This window comes from Streptomyces venezuelae ATCC 10712, from assembly GCF_008639165.1.
In the GTDB taxonomy this organism is placed as follows: domain Bacteria; phylum Actinomycetota; class Actinomycetes; order Streptomycetales; family Streptomycetaceae; genus Streptomyces; species Streptomyces venezuelae.
Genome location: NZ_CP029197.1, coordinates 788755 through 804008 on the forward strand (window position 1 = coordinate 788755; position 15254 = coordinate 804008).

Below are 15254 nucleotides of genomic sequence, written 5' to 3' on the forward strand. Positions count from 1 at the left end.
TACCTGCCGAAGGTGTGGTTGCACCACCCCTGTGGATCAGTGGGCCGTCCAGCCGCCGTCGAGGGTGAGGGAGGTGCCGGTGATGAAGGAGGCCTGGGAGGTGCAGAGGTAGAGCACGGCCTCGGCGACCTCGTCGGGTTCGATGAGCCGCTTGAGCGCCGAGTCCTTCAGGAGCACCTCGGACAGGACGCGCTCCGGCGGGATGCCGTGCGCGGCGGCCTGGTCGGCGATCTGGCGTTCGACGAGCGGGGTGCGGACGTAGCCGGGGTTGACGCAGTTCGAGGTGACGCCGTGCGGGGCGCCTTCGAGGGCGGCGGTCTTGGAGAGGCCCTCAAGACCGTGTTTGGCGGCCACATACGCGGACTTGAACGCGGAGGCGCGCAGTCCGTGGACGGAGGAGAGGTTGACGATCCGGCCCCAGCCCTGCGCGTACATGTGCGGCAGGGCGCCCCGGATCAGACGGAAGGGCGCCTCCAGCATCACCGTGAGCACGGTGTGGAAGACGTCCGGCGGGAACTCCTCGATGGGACGGACGAGCTGGATCCCGGCGTTGTTGACCAGGATGTCGGCGCCGGCCGCGGCAGCCTCCGCGGCGTCCAGGTCGGTGAGGTCGAGGAGCCGGGGTTCGAGGCTGCCGGGGAGCCCCTCGGCCTGTGCCGTCAGCGTCTCCAGTCCCTCGGCGGCCCGGTCGACGGCTCTGACCCGGGCCCCCGCGGCGGCGAGCCGCAGCGCGCAGGCGCGCCCGATGCCGCCGGCCGCGCCGGTGACGAGCGCGGTGCGGCCGGTGAGGTCGAGGACGACGGCGCTGGGCCGGGGTGCGGCGGAGACGAGATCTAGGGCGCTCATGCTCCGCACCCTATGAACGGGCCCCTCCCCCACCGATGTGTGCCGGACCCACAGTTCAGCTGGTTGCTGTGGTGCGGAACCATGTGGGTTCATCGGCCAGCGCCTTCTCGATCCTCAGGTACGCGAAGCGCTTCATCTCCGGCAGGTCGTCCACGTCGAACCAGCCGACCTCGGTGGACTCGTCGTCGTTGACCCGCGCCTCGCCGCCCACCGCGCGGCAGCGGAACGACACGTCCATGAACTGGCACCGGTCCCCGTTGGGGTACACCACGGGCTTGCGCAGGGTCTCGACGAGCACCACCCGCTCGACCTCGCAGCGCACCGCGGTCTCCTCGTACACCTCACGGACCGCGCAGTCGGCGGGCTGCTCACCGGGCTCGACGATGCCGCCGATGACCGACCAGAGTCCGTTGTCGGCGCGCCGGCCGAGCAGCACCCGGCCCCGGTCGTCGAGGACGACCGCGCTCACCCCGGGCAGGAAGAGGAGCTGGTGGCCGGCTGTCTCGCGCAGGGCCCGGATGAAGTCAGGGGTAGCCATGCGTTCGACCCTAGATCACCGGCGTGATCGCGCCCCGGCGGCCCCGCGCCCCTGCCGGAGCGCCCGGCTCACTCGGTCCGCGCGCGCCGGGCCCGTACGGAACGGAGGGCGGACCAGCCGAGACCGGCCGCCGCGAGCGCCACGAGCAGGGCCTCCGGCAGGGTGCCCATCCGGGTCGCCGGGGTCAGCGAGGAACGCAGCGGCACCTTCTCGACCAGCACGTCCGGGGTGAACATCTTCGTCTCCGCGACGATCTCGCCGTCGGGGCGGATGACGGCGCTGACGCCGCTGGTGACGGGCACGACCACCGACCGGCTGTGCTCGACGGCCCGCACCCGGGACATCGCGAGCTGCTGGTAGGTCATCTCGCTGCGGCCGAAGGTGGCGTTGTTGCTGGGGACGGTGATGAGCTGGGCGCCGTGGGTGACGGTGTCGCGCACCGCCCAGTCGAACGCGGCCTCGTAGCAGGTGGCGAGGCCGACCTTGGTGCCCGCGAGGTCGAAGACGCCCACCTTGGTGCCGGCGCCGAAGTCGCGGCTCACCCGGTCGACGTTGCTGTTGAAGAGGCGGACGAAGGACCGCATCGGGATGTACTCGCCGAAGGGCTGGACGTGCCGCTTGTCGTAGGTCGCGACCGGGCCCTTCCGCGGGTCCCACTCGATGAGGGTGTTGCGGAGCTTGCCCGTCTCGGGGGCGACGACCGCGCCGATCACGGTCGGGACGCCGATCGCCCGGACGGCGCCGTCGATGACGTCGGCCGCGTCGGCGTTCGCGTACGGGTCGATGTCGGAGGAGTTCTCCGGCCACAGCACGAAGTCGGGCTGCGGCTCGCGGCCCGCCTTGACGTCCTCTGCGAGTTCGCGGGTGCGGGCGGCGTGGTTGTCCAGGACGGCGCGGCGCTGGGAGTTGAAGTCGAGCCCGAGGCGGGGCACGTTGCCCTGGACGGCGGCGACGGTGGCGGTGCCGTCCTCGGCCGCATCGTCGACGAGGGGCAGTGCCGCGAGGGCGCCGGTGACCGGGACGAGCACGGCGAGCGCGGCCGCGACGAGCGGTCCGCGCGGGTGCGGGCGCGGGCGCGTGCCGACGGCGACCGTGCCCGCGTCGGTGTCGGTGTCGGTGTCGGTGTCCACTGTGTCCTCGGACGGAGAGGTACGGGCGGCCCGGCGGAGCTGAATCTGCCGGTACGTCTCGTACAGGCCGAAGCCGCAGAGGGCGACGGCGAAGCCGAGCACCGGGGTGCCGCCCACGGCGGCGAGCGGCAGGAAGATCCCGTCCGCCTGCCCGAAGGCGATCTTGCCCCAGGGGAAGCCGCCGAAGGGGACACGCGCGCGTGCCGCCTCCGCGAGGATCCACACCCCGGCGGCGAACACGGGCCACCACGGGAGCCGGGAGACGGCCGCGATGCCGAGGCCCGCGGCGGCCACGAAGAGCGCCTCGACGGCGGCGAGCGCCAGCCAGGGCACGGCGCCGACCTCCTCGCCGGTCCAGACGAGCAGCGGCAGCAGGAAGCCGAGCCCGGCGAGGTAGCCGAGGCCGAAACCGGCGCGCGGGCGACGGCCCCTCAGGGTCCAGCCGAGCAGGGCGAAGGCGGGCAGCGCGAGCCACCAGAGGGGACGCGGCGGGAAGCTCAGGTAGAGCAGGAACCCGGACAGCAGGGCCGCCCCGGGGCGCACGAACCGGCGCAGCCGGAGACCCGGCGGGGGTGCGGTGTCGGGGCCGGACGCGTCGACGGGGGTGATGGTGGCGCTCACCTTGCGGAGTCTACGGGTCGTTCCTGTCGACCAGGAGGGAGGTGGGCCGGTGAGGGCGGCGGGGATGACCTGCCCGGACGCCGCCGGGCGACCGGCCCGGCCCTCCGGTGACCGGACCGCGGCGGCGGCCGGACGCGGCGGCGGCCGGTGATCGGCTGTCGCGCCGGTGACCGGACCGCCCGGCCGGTGATCGGACGCCGCGCGCCGGGGATCAGACCGCCCGGCCGGTGACCGGACGCCGCGCGCCGGGGATCAGACCGCGCGGCCCGTGATCGGACGCCGCGCCGGTGATCAGACCGCCCGGCCCGTCGGCGCCGGCGGGGTCGGTGGGGTGATGTCGCGGAGGTGGTCGCGGATGACGCGGACCGCGGACTCCGCGTCGTCGACGGTGACCGTGAACGTGCGTCCGTCGCCCAGGCGCAGGATCAGGCCCTCGCCGCGCCGGACGACGACGGCCGTGCCCTTCTCGGGGCGCCAGCGGTAGCCCCAGCCGCCCCAGTGCCGCGGGGTGACGCTCGGCTCGAAGTCGGCGCCGACGACCTGGGCGAGGAGGATGCGGCGGCGCGGCACGCCGATGTGGCCGCAGCGGACCTCCATGGCGCTGTCGTCGACCCGTACGGCCACGTGGACGAAGGCGAGTGTGCCGAAGAGCACGAGCAGCCCGGCGGCGACGCAGCCGATCACGGCCATCAGGAGGGCCAGGATGCCGGAGGTCCAGGCGGACTCGACGGCGATGGTGATGCCCAGGGCCATGCAGGCGGCACCGGCCACCGCCGCGACCCACTGGAAGCGGTTCGTGGCGCGGCCGGTCCACACGGCGGGCATCCGCTCGTCGGTACGCAGGTTCCGGGCACGCTCCCTCATATCGGGAAGGGTACCCAGGTTCCGCCGGGACAGCGCGGCGGAGCGCGTCCGTCCGGGCACGCTCAGTGAGCGGGCGCGGCCGCCCCGAGGAGCCGGCCTTCGGCGTAGCCGAGGGCGGTGGCGGGGAGCGCGCCGGGACGCCCGCTGAGCAGGACGGACAGGGTGCCGGTGGGGGCCGCGGCGGGGGCCGGTTCGGCGCCCACCCGGCGCAGCGCCTGGGCGGCGACGGCGTCGGCGGAGCCGTGGAAGACGATCGGGGGCAGTCCGGCGCGGCCGCGGGCGTCGAGGGCGGCCAGGATGCGCTCCTCGACGAGTTCGTAGTGGGTGCAGCCGAGGACGACGGTGCGGACGTCCCGGGGGGTGAGGGCGGCGGCCGCGGCGACGGCCCGGTCCACGGCCTCGGGGTCGGCGTGCTCGACGGCGTCGGCGAGCCCGGGGCAGGGCACCTCGGTGACCTCGGCGCCGTCGGCGAAGTCGCGGATGAGTCCGCGCTGGTAGGCGCTGCCGGTGGTGGCCGGGGTGGCCCAGATGGCGACCTTGCCGCCGCCGGCGGCGGCGGGCTTGATCGCGGGGACGGTGCCGATGACGGCGATGTCCGGTTCGAGGGCGGCGCGGATGGCGGGCAGCGCGTGCACGGTGGCGGTGTTGCAGGCCACGATCAGCGCCTGCGGGCGGTGCTCGGCGGCGGCGAGCGCGACGGCAAGGGCGCGGCCGGTGAGGTCTTCGGGGGTGCGCGGGCCCCACGGCATGCCGTCGGGGTCGTTGGAGAGGAGGAGATCGGCGTCCGGCCGGAGCCGCCGCACCGCGGCCGCCGCCGGGAGGAGGCCGATTCCGGAGTCCATGAGCGCGATCTTCACCCGGTCACCCTAGCCGATGAGCGTTCCGGGCCCGGCGTTCTGGGGCAGACTGCCGCGAATGAGCACCCTCGCCTGGTTCGCCCTCGGTTCACTGGCCGTCTGGGCCTGGCTGCTGCTGGGCCAGGGCTTCTTCTGGCGTACGGACCAGCGGCTGCCGCCGGTCCCGCGCGGGGGGCCGGACCGCTGGCCGCGGGTGGTGGTCGTGGTCCCGGCCCGGGACGAGGCCGGGGTGTTGCCACTGAGCCTGCCGTCACTGCTCGCGCAGGACTATCCGGGCGTCGCGGAGGTGATCCTCGTGGACGACGGGAGTACGGACGGGACGGGGAAGCTCGCCGTCGGGCTCGCGGGCCGGTACGGGGGGCTGCCGCTGACCGTGGTGTCGCCGGGTGAGCCGGAGGCGGGCTGGACGGGCAAGTTGTGGGCGTTGCGGCACGGCATGGCGCTGGCACGCGCGCGTGAGCCGGAGTTCCTGCTCCTGACGGACGCGGACATCGCCCACGAGCCGGACAGTCTGCGGCTCCTGGTGGCGGCGGCGACGGCGAACGGGCTGGACCTGGTGTCGCAGATGGCCCGGCTGCGGGTGGCGAGCTTCTGGGAGCGTCTGGTCGTCCCGGCGTTCGTCTACTTCTTCGCCCAGTTGTATCCGTTCCGCTGGATCAACCGGCGGCGGCCGCTGGCGACGGCCGCGGCGGGTGGCTGTGTGCTGCTGCGGACGGAGACGGCGGTGGCGGCGGCGGTGCCGGAGGTGATCCGGCAGGCGGTGATCGACGACGTGTCGCTGGCGCGTGCGGTGCGGCGGGCGGGCGGGCGGATCTGGCTGGGGCTCGCGGAGCGGGTGGACAGCGTGCGCCCGTATCCGGGGCTCGGTGAGTTGTGGCGGATGGTCGCCCGCAGCGCGTACGCGCAGCTGCGGCACAGTCCGCTGCTGCTGGCGGGGACGGTGGCGGGGTTGGCGGTGGTCTATCTGGTGCCGCCGGCGGCGCTGGTGGCGGGTGTCGCGGGCGGGGACGCGGTGGCGGCGTGGGCGGGCGGGGTGGCCTGGGCGGTGATGGCGGGGACGTACGGGCCGATGCTCCGGTACTACCGGCAGCCGCTGTGGCTCGCTCCGCTGCTGCCGTTCACCGCGTTCCTCTACCTCCTGATGACGGTGGACTCGGCGGTGCGGCACCACCGCGGCCGGGGCGCCGCGTGGAAGGGCCGTACGTACGCGCGGCCTGAGGCGACGTCGGAACGGTGAACGACCACCGCGCGGCCTGAGGCGACGTGGGAACGGTGAAGGACCACCGCGCGGCCTGAGGCGACGTCGGAACGGTGAACGACCACCGCGCGGCCTGAGGCGACGTCGGGCCGGTGAAGGACCGCCGCGCGCGCCCGGGGAGACGCCGGGCGGCGGCCGGTCGCCTTAACGGAAATGCTTTTCCCTGCACGGGGAGTAGCGCCGTCAATTCGGCGTGTACCCATCGTCCCCCCGGCGGGCTCGGATTGACGGGCAATCATGCCCATGATCACTTCCGCCATGCCTTCTCGGCACCATTTCTTTATGTGTTCTTCATGCCCGGGGCGCCGGACCGTCCGGATCCTCCGGACCCGCCGGTAACCCCCTCCGAACTCGGCTTTTACACGATCTTGGCGGGGCGGGCCGCCCGTTTTTGCCACGTTCGCTCGGATTGGGGATCCGCTTCTCCACGAAGCCCGTCAAACAACCCTCTTATCGGGCTCCCCATCCAGCACATCGTGGGCTTAACTTATGTGCCATGACCTCCCCCCGCTCCACCTATGGAGGCGGTTACCACACCGCGCCGTCCTTCCCGGACACCCCGATCTACGACTCCCTGGTCGCGGAGCGGGGCACGCCTCAGATCGCCCCGATCCGAGTGCCCGCCGCCTACGACACCGGAAGCAGCTTCCAGCCGACCGGCAGCAGCTTCCCCTCCAGCGGTTCCTACCTGCCGGCGCTCCCCGCGGCACTGCCCGCCCTCCCGGCGGCGCCCACCCCGCAGCCCTCCTACGGCAACGGCTACGGCTACCCGCAGCCCACGCCGCAGATGGCCCCCGTGCCGCTGCAGCACGCCCCCGCCCCGTACATCCCGCAGCAGCAGGCGGCCCCCCGGGGCTACCAGGGCGGTCAGTACCCGCAGCCGCCCCGCCCGGCGCCCGCGGGCTACGAGGCCATGCGTCCGGCGTCGCCCCGGCCCGCCCCCGCGCCGGTCCCCGCCCCCACGCCGTACGACGACCCGTACAACCGTCCCTACCAGGGCGGGGGTTACTGACCGGCTTTCCCCCACCGGGCGGCGTGGGGTCCGGAGCGGCTGGCAGGATGACCGTATGCCGACTCCCGTTCTTCGCTCCGTCCACGTCCACCCGGTGAAGGCCATGCGCGCGCTGGCGCGCACGGAGGCCGAGGTCCAGCCCTGGGGGCTGGCCGGCGACCGCCGCTGGGCCGTCGTCGACACGGCGGGCAAGGTCGTGACCCAACGCCGTCACCCCCGGATGGCGTTGGCCACGGCGGAACCGCTGCCGGACGGCGGGATCACCCTCTCCGCGGCCGGACACGCCCCGCTGGCCGTCGAGGTACCGCACCCCTCGGAGACGGTCGCGGTCGAGATCTTCGAGAAGCACGTGGAGGCGGTCCCGGCCACCGACGCGGCCGCGGCCTGGCTCTCGGCGTACCTGGAGGGCGAGTTCCGGCTCGTCCACATGGACGCGCCCGAGCACCGGCGGCCGATCGACCCGGACTACGCGCTGCCCGGGGAGACGGTGAGCTTCGCGGACGGCTATCCGCTGCTCGTCGCCGCCACGTCCTCGCTCGACGCCCTCAACTCCCTGATCGCGCAGGGGGACCACGCCCACGAGGGTCCGCTCCCGATGAACCGGTTCCGGCCGAACCTGGTGATCGAGGGGACCTCGCCGTGGGCGGAGGACGGCTGGACGCGGCTCGCCGTGGGCGAGGTCACCTTCCGGGTCGCCCGGCCCTGCGGCCGGTGCGTCGTCACCACGACGGACCAGTCCAGCGCGGAGCGCGGCAAGGAACCGCTGCGGACCCTCGCCCGGCACCGCAAGAGCGACGGCCGGGTCATCTTCGGCCAGAACCTCGTCCCCGAGCACACCGGCACGGTCCGGGTCGGCGACGAGGTGAAGATCCTGGACTGAGCGGTGCGGCCCGTCCCGTACGGCCCCGGGCGATCGCGTCACACCTCACCGGCCCGACGGGCGGGGAACCCTCCCCCGGGGCAGACTCGTTGAAGGAGCGGTGAACAACGAGGGGGTTCCGACGTGCGCGCAGCCATCGGCCTCTGGCGCTGGCGGCACAATCCCCTGCGCCGGACCACTGATCTCGTCGAGGCCTGGGTCGCCTTCGCGGCCCTCGCGCTCCTCTGTCTCGTCGTCCCCCTGACCGGCTGGGCGGCCGGCGCCTCCGCCCACGGCTCGCTCCAGCGCGCGGTCCGCACCCAGCAGGAGCAGCGCGTGCCGACCAGCGCCCGGGTGGTGCGGGCCGCGGACCGGCCCGTCGGCGGCGGGCGGACGGCCGAGGCGACCGGGGAGGAGCGGCTGCGCCGCTCGGTGGTGGCGCGGTGGACCGCGCCGGACGGCACGGTGCGGACGGCGACGGTGACGACGGCCCGCCGGACCTCCGCCCCGGGCACCACCTTCCCGCTGTGGACCGACCGTCACGGGAACCCGGTGGCGCCGCCCATGCACCCGGACACGGCCCGCGCGCACGCGATCGTGGCCGGCCTCACGGCCGCGCTCCTCGCCGGGCTCATGGTGGAGACCGTCCGCCGTCTGGCCGTACGCCGCCTGGTCCTGCTGCGGTACGCGCGCCTGGACCGCGCGTGGGCCGCGGTGGGCCCCGACTGGGGCCGTACGGGCACGGGCAGCTGAGCCGGCGGGCGATCGAGACCGACCGAGCGCGACCGCCCGCGACCGGCCCCGACCGGGCGTGACTCCTGCCCGGCGCCCCGCACCGGGGGCGTACGGGGGCGGGTCCACGACCCGTCAACCCGGGGGCCCCGCGCGCGCTACGGTGGGGCATCGGATCAGCAGCGAGGCATGAGGCGGGGGCAGGACACACCCATGGCACAGGGCACGGTCCAGGTGACGCACACCGGCACATCCCGATGGCGGCGCCGCACGGGTGAGTACCCCTCGCTCGCCGCCGCTCTGGAGGCCGCCGGCGACGGGGACGTGCTCACCGTCGCCCCCGGCACCTACCGGGAGAACCTCGTGGTGCGGCGGGCCGTCACCCTGCGCGGCCCCGAGGGCGCGATCGGCTCGGTGCGGATCGCTCCGCCGGACGGCGTGCCGCTGACCCTGCGCGCCTCCGTCACCATCCAGGACCTGCACATCGAGGGGCAGGACGTCGCCGCGCCCGCCCTGCTCGTCGAGGACGGCACGCCCGAGCTGCTCGACCTGCGGATCATGACCCGCTCGGCGGCCGGGATAGAGGTGCGGGGCGCGGCCCGGCCGACGGTCCGCCGCTGCACCGTGGACAATCCCGCCGGGGTCGGCATCGCCGTGGTCGACGGCGCGGGCGGGGTGTTCGAGGAGTGCGAGGTGGTGTCCGCCGGGCAGGCGGGGATCTCGGTGCGGGGCGGGGCGCACCCGCGGCTTGACCGCTGCCGGGTGCACCACGCCTCCGGTGCCGGGATCGCCGTGACCGGCGAGGGCAGCGCGCTGGAGGGCGTCGGCTGCGAGGTGTACGAGATCAAGGGCGCGGGGCTACAGCTCGCGGCCCGCGCCACCGCCCATCTCACCGACTCCTCGGTGCACCGGACCTCGGGCGACGGCATCACGCTCGACACGGACGCGGTGCTGACGCTCGACGACTGCGACATCCACGACGTCCCGGAGAACGCCGTCGACCTGCGCTCGCGTTCGGTGCTGACGCTGACCCGGTCGACGGTCCGCCGCTTCGGGCGCAACGGCCTGTCCGTGTGGGACCCGGGGACCCGGGTGGACGCCAACCAGTGCGAGATCCACGACAGTACGGGCGACTACCCGGCGGTGTGGGTGAGCGACGGGGCGACGGCCGTCCTGGACGCCTGCCGGGTGCACGACGTGCCGGACGCGCTGTTCGTCCTCGACCGGGGTTCGCGGGTGGACGTGGTCGACAGCGATCTGTCCCAGGTGCGGAACACGGCGGTGTCGGTGAGCGACGGGGCGACCGCCCAGCTCGACGACTGCCGGATCCGGGAGGCCTCGACGGGCGCCTGGTTCCGCGACCACGGCAGCGGCGGCACGCTCGGCGGCTGCACCATCGACTCCGTGCAGACCGGGGTGATCGTCACCAAGGGCGCCGACCCGACGATCGACCGCTGCACGGTCACCTCGCCGGCCGAGGCCGGTTTCTACGTGTCGGCGGAGGGCCGCGGTTCGTTCACCGGCTGCCGGGTCACGGGCAGCGGCGGATACGGGTTCCACGTCACCGACGGCTGCCGGACGACGCTGCGCAAGTGCCGTACGGAGCGGTGCGCGCGCGGCGGTTACGAGTTCCCGGAGGAAGGCGCGAGCGCCGAGGACTGCACGAGCGACGAGAGCGCGGTCCGCTCCTCCGTGCCCGACGGCGGGACGGTCCTGACGGCCACCCGGTCGGCGGGACTGCTCGGGACGGTGCCGGTGCCGCGCCCTGCGGCTCCCGTGCCCGCGGTGGTCGCCCCGCCGGCCGACGCCCGCTCCTCGCAGGACGTGCTCGGCGAACTGGACGCGCTGGTGGGTCTCGAGAGCGTCAAGCTGGAGGTGCGGACCCTCACCAACATGATCGAGGTGGGGCGCAGGCGTCAGGAGGCGGGGCTGAAGGCGGCCTCGGTCCGCCGCCATCTGGTCTTCACGGGCAACCCGGGCACGGGCAAGACGACGGTGGCCCGGCTGTACGGCGAGATCCTGGCCTCGCTCGGCGTCCTCGAACGCGGGCACCTGGTGGAGGTCTCCCGGGTGGACCTGGTCGGCGAGCACATCGGGTCGACGGCGATCCGCACCCAGGAGGCCTTCGACCGGGCGCGGGGCGGGGTGCTGTTCGTCGACGAGGCGTACGCGCTGTCGCCGGAGGACTCGGGGCGGGACTTCGGCCGTGAGGCCATCGACACCCTGGTGAAGCTGATGGAGGACCACCGGGACGCGGTGGTGGTCATCGTCGCGGGCTACACGGCCGAGATGGAGCGCTTCCTCACGGTCAACCCCGGTGTGGCGTCCCGTTTCTCACGGACCATCACCTTCGGCGACTACCACCCGGAGGAGCTGCTGCGGATCGTGGGCCAGCAGGCGGACGAGCACGAGTACCGGCTCGCTCCGGGGACCGCCGAGGCGCTGCTCGCGTACTTCACGAAGCTGCCGAAGGGTCCGGCGTTCGGCAACGGCCGGACGGCGCGGCAGACCTTCGAGTCGATGGTGGAGCGGCACGCGGGCCGGGTCGCCGCGCTCGCCGAGGCGAGCACGGACGACCTGACCCTGCTCTATCCGGAGGACCTCCCCGAACTCCCCTGATCCGTCCGGGCGTCCGGCTGCCGCTGGTGCGGTACGGCGGGCGGGAGGCGGTCCAGGAGAGCGCCGCGCCGGCGGGCGAAGGCCGGGTCGGCCTGGTAGTCGGAGTGGCCCAGGATCGGTTCGGGCAGCGGGTGGTGGCGGGTGCGGCCGTAGGCGACCGGGTCCAGCAGCACCGCCGCGTCGACGGCGGGCCTGCCGTCCTCGGCGGGGACCCGGACGGGACCGCCGATGGGGTCGGTGGCGCGGTACAGATTGGTCCAGCAGTGGACGGTGCGGTTCAGGCCGCGCAGCGCCTCAGGTCCGAAGTAGGCCGGGAACCAGCGTCCGTAGAGCCGCTCCAGGGGTGAGCCGTAGGTGAGGAGCGCGACCCGGCCGCGGGTGGCGGGCGGCAGCTGCCAGACGGCGGCCGCGGCGAGGACGCTGCCCTGGGAGTGGCCTGAGATGACGAGACGGCCGCCGGTGCTCCGGGTCCAGGAGCTCATCCGCCAGGTCAGGTCGGGCACCGCCCGTTCGGCGTAGCAGGGCGGGGCGAACGGGTGGGCGGCGCGCGGCCAGAAGGTGCCGACGTCCCAGAGGATGCCGATGGTGCGGCGGGCGGAGGCGTCCCGGTAGGCGCGGCGGCCCCAGGTGACGAAGAGCAGGAAGCCGAAGCCGATCATCCAGGAGCCGATGGCCTGGGTGGCGGTCGCCAGGGAGGCGACCGCCGGGTGGGCCCCGTCGAAGGCCCGTCCCGGGACGTTGCCGCTGGCCCATGCGCCGGCGACGGAACCGGCGCCGAGGAGCAGGGTGGCTCCGGAGACGACGCCGACGAGGACGGGTGCGGAGTCCGTGAGCGAGGCCCGGGCCCGGCCGGCCGCGATCTGTCCGGTGCGGACCGGGTCGCGCTCGTCCTCCGCGGCGTAGTCGGCCTCCACCCGCGCGCGCAGCCGCCGGGTGGCGAGCAGGGTCCGTACGGCGAGGAGGGCGGCGGGGGCGAGCAGCAGCAGGAGCAGGACGGGGATGACGGATGCCTGCCAGCTGAGCAACACGGGCGGCGCGATGCGGGGGCCGCCGTCCCCCATGCCGGGGGTGGCGGGCCCGTCGAGCCAGTCGGCGACCCGCTGGGCGACGCCGCCGGACATCACGCCGGCGAGGGCGCAGGCGAGCATGGCGACCGCGGGACCGCCGAGTCCGCGCAGCGCGGTGCGCGGGTCCCGGCCGGGTCGCTGGAGGAGCAGGGCGACCGCGCCGAGGGCGACGACGAGGCCGCCCTGGACGACGGTGAGGGCGCCGAAGGCGACGTTGCCTGGCAGTGACCCCTCGGAGATCCAGCCGGGGCGGGACCAGCCGCTGTGCAGGGCGGTCAGCGCGAGCAGGACGAGGGAGGCGCCGGGCAGCCAGGAGACGAGGGCGCGTTCGACCCGGAGGTCGAGCCGGCGCTCGCTGCGGCCCCGGCGGCAGACGACCCAGACGACGAGGAGGGCGAGGACGGCGACGGCGCCCTGGAGCGCCCAGCCGAGGACGGCGCGCGGGCCGGGGGCCGTGGCGTCGTGCCGGGCGGTGGCCGTGGCGAGGGCGGCGGCGACGGTCAGGAACCCGGCGGCGGTGTGCGCGGCGCGGAGACGGGCGACGAGCCGGCGGCCGTACCAGAAGCCGGGGCGGCCGAGCGCGGGTCGCGGCGGGAGCGGCCCGAGGGCGGGGACGGGACCGGGGGCGCCGGTCACCGGTTCGACGGGCCCGCGAGGGCCGGCGGCCTCCCCCGGGGCGGGGGTCTCTTCCGGCCCGTCGGCTTCGCCCGGGTCGGCCGGTTCCGTATCCGTCGGGGGCGGCGTCGTGGGGTCGTCGTACCCGGTGGGCGGGCGCTGGGCCTCGTACGCGCTCCACGTGCGGTTCGACAGGTACCAGAGGAGGCCGACGAGGAGGGTCGGCACCACGGCGGCGAGCGCGAGGCGGCGCCCCGGCGCGGACCACCAGCCGCCGCGCTCCGGGGAGAGGAAGCCGAGCCAGGAGTAGTCGTCGGTGCAGGCGGCGCCGGCCGCGCACTGCCAGGCGGTCAGGTCGAGGGCGACCTCGCAGGCGGCTGCGGTGAGCAGCACGGTGAGGGTGAGCGCGACGAGCCGGACGAGGACCCCGTAGAGGCGGACGAGCCCCGGCCGGCCCGGGGAGGGCGGGCGCATCCAGTGGGCGAGGTTGGCCACCATGAACGGCAGGAGCAGCAATCACAGGGCGCGGGCGCCGTCGCCGGAGGTCAGGTTGGACCAGACGTACGCCTCCGGGACCGGGCGCGCCGCGTACCGCTCGGGGTGCTCCTCCGCGTCGACGTCCTCGGCGCGCCGGTGTACGGCGGCGGTCCGGTCCCCGGTGATCCGTACGGTCCTGGGGTCGTCGAGCATGTCCTGGGGGGTGGCTCCGCCGACTCCGTGAACGAGGAGTTCGAGCGCCGCGCCCCCGCTCTCCGGGGCGGGTGTGGCAGGGGACACTGAGGGGACTTCCTCTCAGGGTGGGAAGATGCGACGTCGGAACCAGGATCGCGGACGGCGTGCGCCCGCACACCGTCCCTCACCGAATCCGACACCCATCCCCTTGTCTCCTGCGGAAGGACCGGCCCCGGCGGTGACTGACAACCAGAACCTCCTCGCGGAGCAGCGGCGCGCCCTGATCCTCGACGAGGTACGGCGGCGCGGCGGTGTCCGGGTCAACGAGCTGACCCGGCGCCTGAGCGTCTCGGACATGACGATCCGTCGCGACCTGGACGCGCTGGCCCGGCAGGGCATGCTGGCGAAGGTGCACGGCGGGGCCGTTCCGGTGGTCGAGGCGAGCACCCACGAGCCGGGCTTCGAGGCGAAGTCGGTGCTCGAACCGAGCGCCAAGGACGAGATCGCCCGGGCGGCGGCGGCCCTGGTGGCGCCGGGCAGTGCGATCGCCCTGTCCGGCGGGACGACGACGTACGCCCTGGCCCGGCATCTCCTCGACGTGCCCGAGCTGACCGTGGTGACGAACTCGGTCCGGGTGGCCGACGTGTTCCACGAGGCCCAACTGGCCGGTTCGGGGGGCGAGTCGAGGCGCGGGGCGGCGACCGTCGTGCTGACGGGCGGGATGCGGACGCCGTCCGACGCGCTGGTGGGGCCGGTCGCGGACCGGGCGGTCCGCTCGCTCCACTTCGACCTGCTGTTCCTCGGGGTGCACGGCGTCTCGGTGGAGGCCGGTCTGTCGACGCCGAACCTCGCGGAGGCGGAGACGAACGGCTGCCTGATGCGCTCGGCGCGGCGGGTGGTGGTGGTCGCCGACCACACCAAGTGGGGGACGGTGGGCCTGAGTTCGTTCGCGGCGCTGGACGAGGTGGACACCTGGGTGACGGACGGCGCCATGTCGGGGGAGGTGCGGGCGGAGATCCTGGAGCACGTGCCGGGCCTGACGGTGGCGGGCGAGGAGCAGGCGTGAGCCTCTTCCGGGTCGAGCGTGCGGTGCCGCTGGCACCGGAGGAGGTGTGGCGGCGCCTCACGGACTGGCCGGCGCACGGCCGTCAGGTGCCGCTGACCCGGACGAGGGTGCTGACTCCGGGGCCGAACGGGGCCGGGGTCCGGTTCACCGCCCGTACCGGCATCGGCCGGCTCTCCTTCGACGACCCGATGGAGGTGGTGCGCTGGGAGCCGCCGGCGGCGGGCCGTCCCGGCGTGTGCCGTCTGGAGAAGTCCGGCCGGGTGGTACGGGGTTGGGCCGTGGTCGAGGTGACCTCGGCGCCCGGTGGCGGCAGCCGGGTCGTCTGGACGGAGGAGCTGTCGCTGCGCGGGCTGCCCCGGGCGTTCGACCCGGTGCTCGGCGCGGCGGGCCGGTTCCTGTTCGGCCGCGCGGTGGACGGACTGCTGCGGGAGGGCTGAGCCCCGGGCGCGGCGACCGCCACGCCGAGGGGTGGGCTCCGGGCGTGGCGACCGCCACGCC

General features: G+C 74.8%; 12 protein-coding genes and 1 pseudogene. 7 read left to right on the forward strand and 6 right to left on the reverse strand.

Annotation, left to right across the window (positions count from 1 at the left end; all coding sequences use genetic code 11):
- Window positions 1-36: 36 nt before the first annotated feature.
- The 5 genes from DEJ43_RS03270 to DEJ43_RS03290 form a co-directional block, all read right to left on the reverse strand.
- Window positions 37-846: a 3-hydroxybutyrate dehydrogenase gene (locus DEJ43_RS03270; RefSeq protein ID WP_015031881.1), complete on the reverse strand. Its 810-nt coding sequence runs from the start codon at window positions 844-846 to the stop codon at window positions 37-39.
- A 55-nt stretch (window positions 847-901) separates the two neighbouring features.
- Complete coding sequence (locus DEJ43_RS03275; RefSeq protein ID WP_015031882.1) at window positions 902-1384, reverse strand: NUDIX hydrolase; 483 nt, start codon at window positions 1382-1384, stop codon at window positions 902-904.
- A 68-nt stretch (window positions 1385-1452) separates the two neighbouring features.
- Window positions 1453-3135 (reverse strand): apolipoprotein N-acyltransferase, encoded by a 1683-nt coding sequence (gene lnt / locus DEJ43_RS03280; protein ID WP_015031883.1) that lies wholly within the window; start codon window positions 3133-3135, stop codon window positions 1453-1455.
- A gap of 291 nt (window positions 3136-3426) precedes the next feature.
- Window positions 3427-3999 (reverse strand): hypothetical protein, encoded by a 573-nt coding sequence (locus DEJ43_RS03285; RefSeq protein WP_051025829.1) that lies wholly within the window; start codon window positions 3997-3999, stop codon window positions 3427-3429.
- 62 nt (window positions 4000-4061) lie between these two features.
- Complete coding sequence (locus DEJ43_RS03290; protein WP_015031885.1) at window positions 4062-4856, reverse strand: glutamate racemase; 795 nt, start codon at window positions 4854-4856, stop codon at window positions 4062-4064.
- A gap of 58 nt (window positions 4857-4914) precedes the next feature.
- Here DEJ43_RS03290 and DEJ43_RS03295 point away from each other — a divergent pair, with 58 nt between their 5' ends.
- The 5 genes from DEJ43_RS03295 (at window position 4915) to DEJ43_RS03315 (ending at window position 11336) form a co-directional block, all read left to right on the forward strand.
- Window positions 4915-6093, forward strand: coding sequence for a glycosyltransferase (locus DEJ43_RS03295; RefSeq protein WP_015031886.1), 1179 nt, complete (start codon window positions 4915-4917; stop codon window positions 6091-6093).
- A gap of 517 nt (window positions 6094-6610) precedes the next feature.
- Window positions 6611-7126 (forward strand): DUF6643 family protein, encoded by a 516-nt coding sequence (locus DEJ43_RS03300; RefSeq protein ID WP_015031887.1) that lies wholly within the window; start codon window positions 6611-6613, stop codon window positions 7124-7126.
- A gap of 55 nt (window positions 7127-7181) precedes the next feature.
- The gene (locus tag DEJ43_RS03305; RefSeq protein ID WP_015031888.1) at window positions 7182-8006 is read left to right on the forward strand and encodes an MOSC domain-containing protein; all 825 of its coding nucleotides are present in this window, start codon (window positions 7182-7184) and stop codon (window positions 8004-8006) included.
- A 123-nt stretch (window positions 8007-8129) separates the two neighbouring features.
- Window positions 8130-8738, forward strand: coding sequence for an Rv1733c family protein (locus DEJ43_RS03310; RefSeq protein WP_015031889.1), 609 nt, complete (start codon window positions 8130-8132; stop codon window positions 8736-8738).
- A gap of 192 nt (window positions 8739-8930) precedes the next feature.
- Entirely contained in the window at window positions 8931-11336 is a 2406-nt protein-coding gene (locus DEJ43_RS03315; protein WP_015031890.1) for a right-handed parallel beta-helix repeat-containing protein, read from the forward strand.
- Here DEJ43_RS03315 and DEJ43_RS03320 read toward each other — a convergent pair.
- Window positions 11306-13795 (reverse strand): annotated as a pseudogene (locus DEJ43_RS03320) (hypothetical protein). The gene DEJ43_RS03315 and the pseudogene DEJ43_RS03320 sit on opposite strands and share 31 nt — an antisense overlap.
- Window positions 13796-13928: 133 nt before the next feature.
- Here DEJ43_RS03320 and DEJ43_RS03325 point away from each other — a divergent pair.
- Window positions 13929-14756 (forward strand): DeoR/GlpR family DNA-binding transcription regulator, encoded by an 828-nt coding sequence (locus DEJ43_RS03325; RefSeq protein ID WP_015031893.1) that lies wholly within the window; start codon window positions 13929-13931, stop codon window positions 14754-14756.
- Window positions 14753-15193, forward strand: a complete 441-nt coding sequence (locus DEJ43_RS03330) for an SRPBCC family protein (protein WP_015031894.1) — start codon at window positions 14753-14755, stop codon at window positions 15191-15193. Before DEJ43_RS03325 ends, DEJ43_RS03330 begins: the two co-directional genes overlap by 4 nt.
- Window positions 15194-15254: the final 61 nt, after the last annotated feature.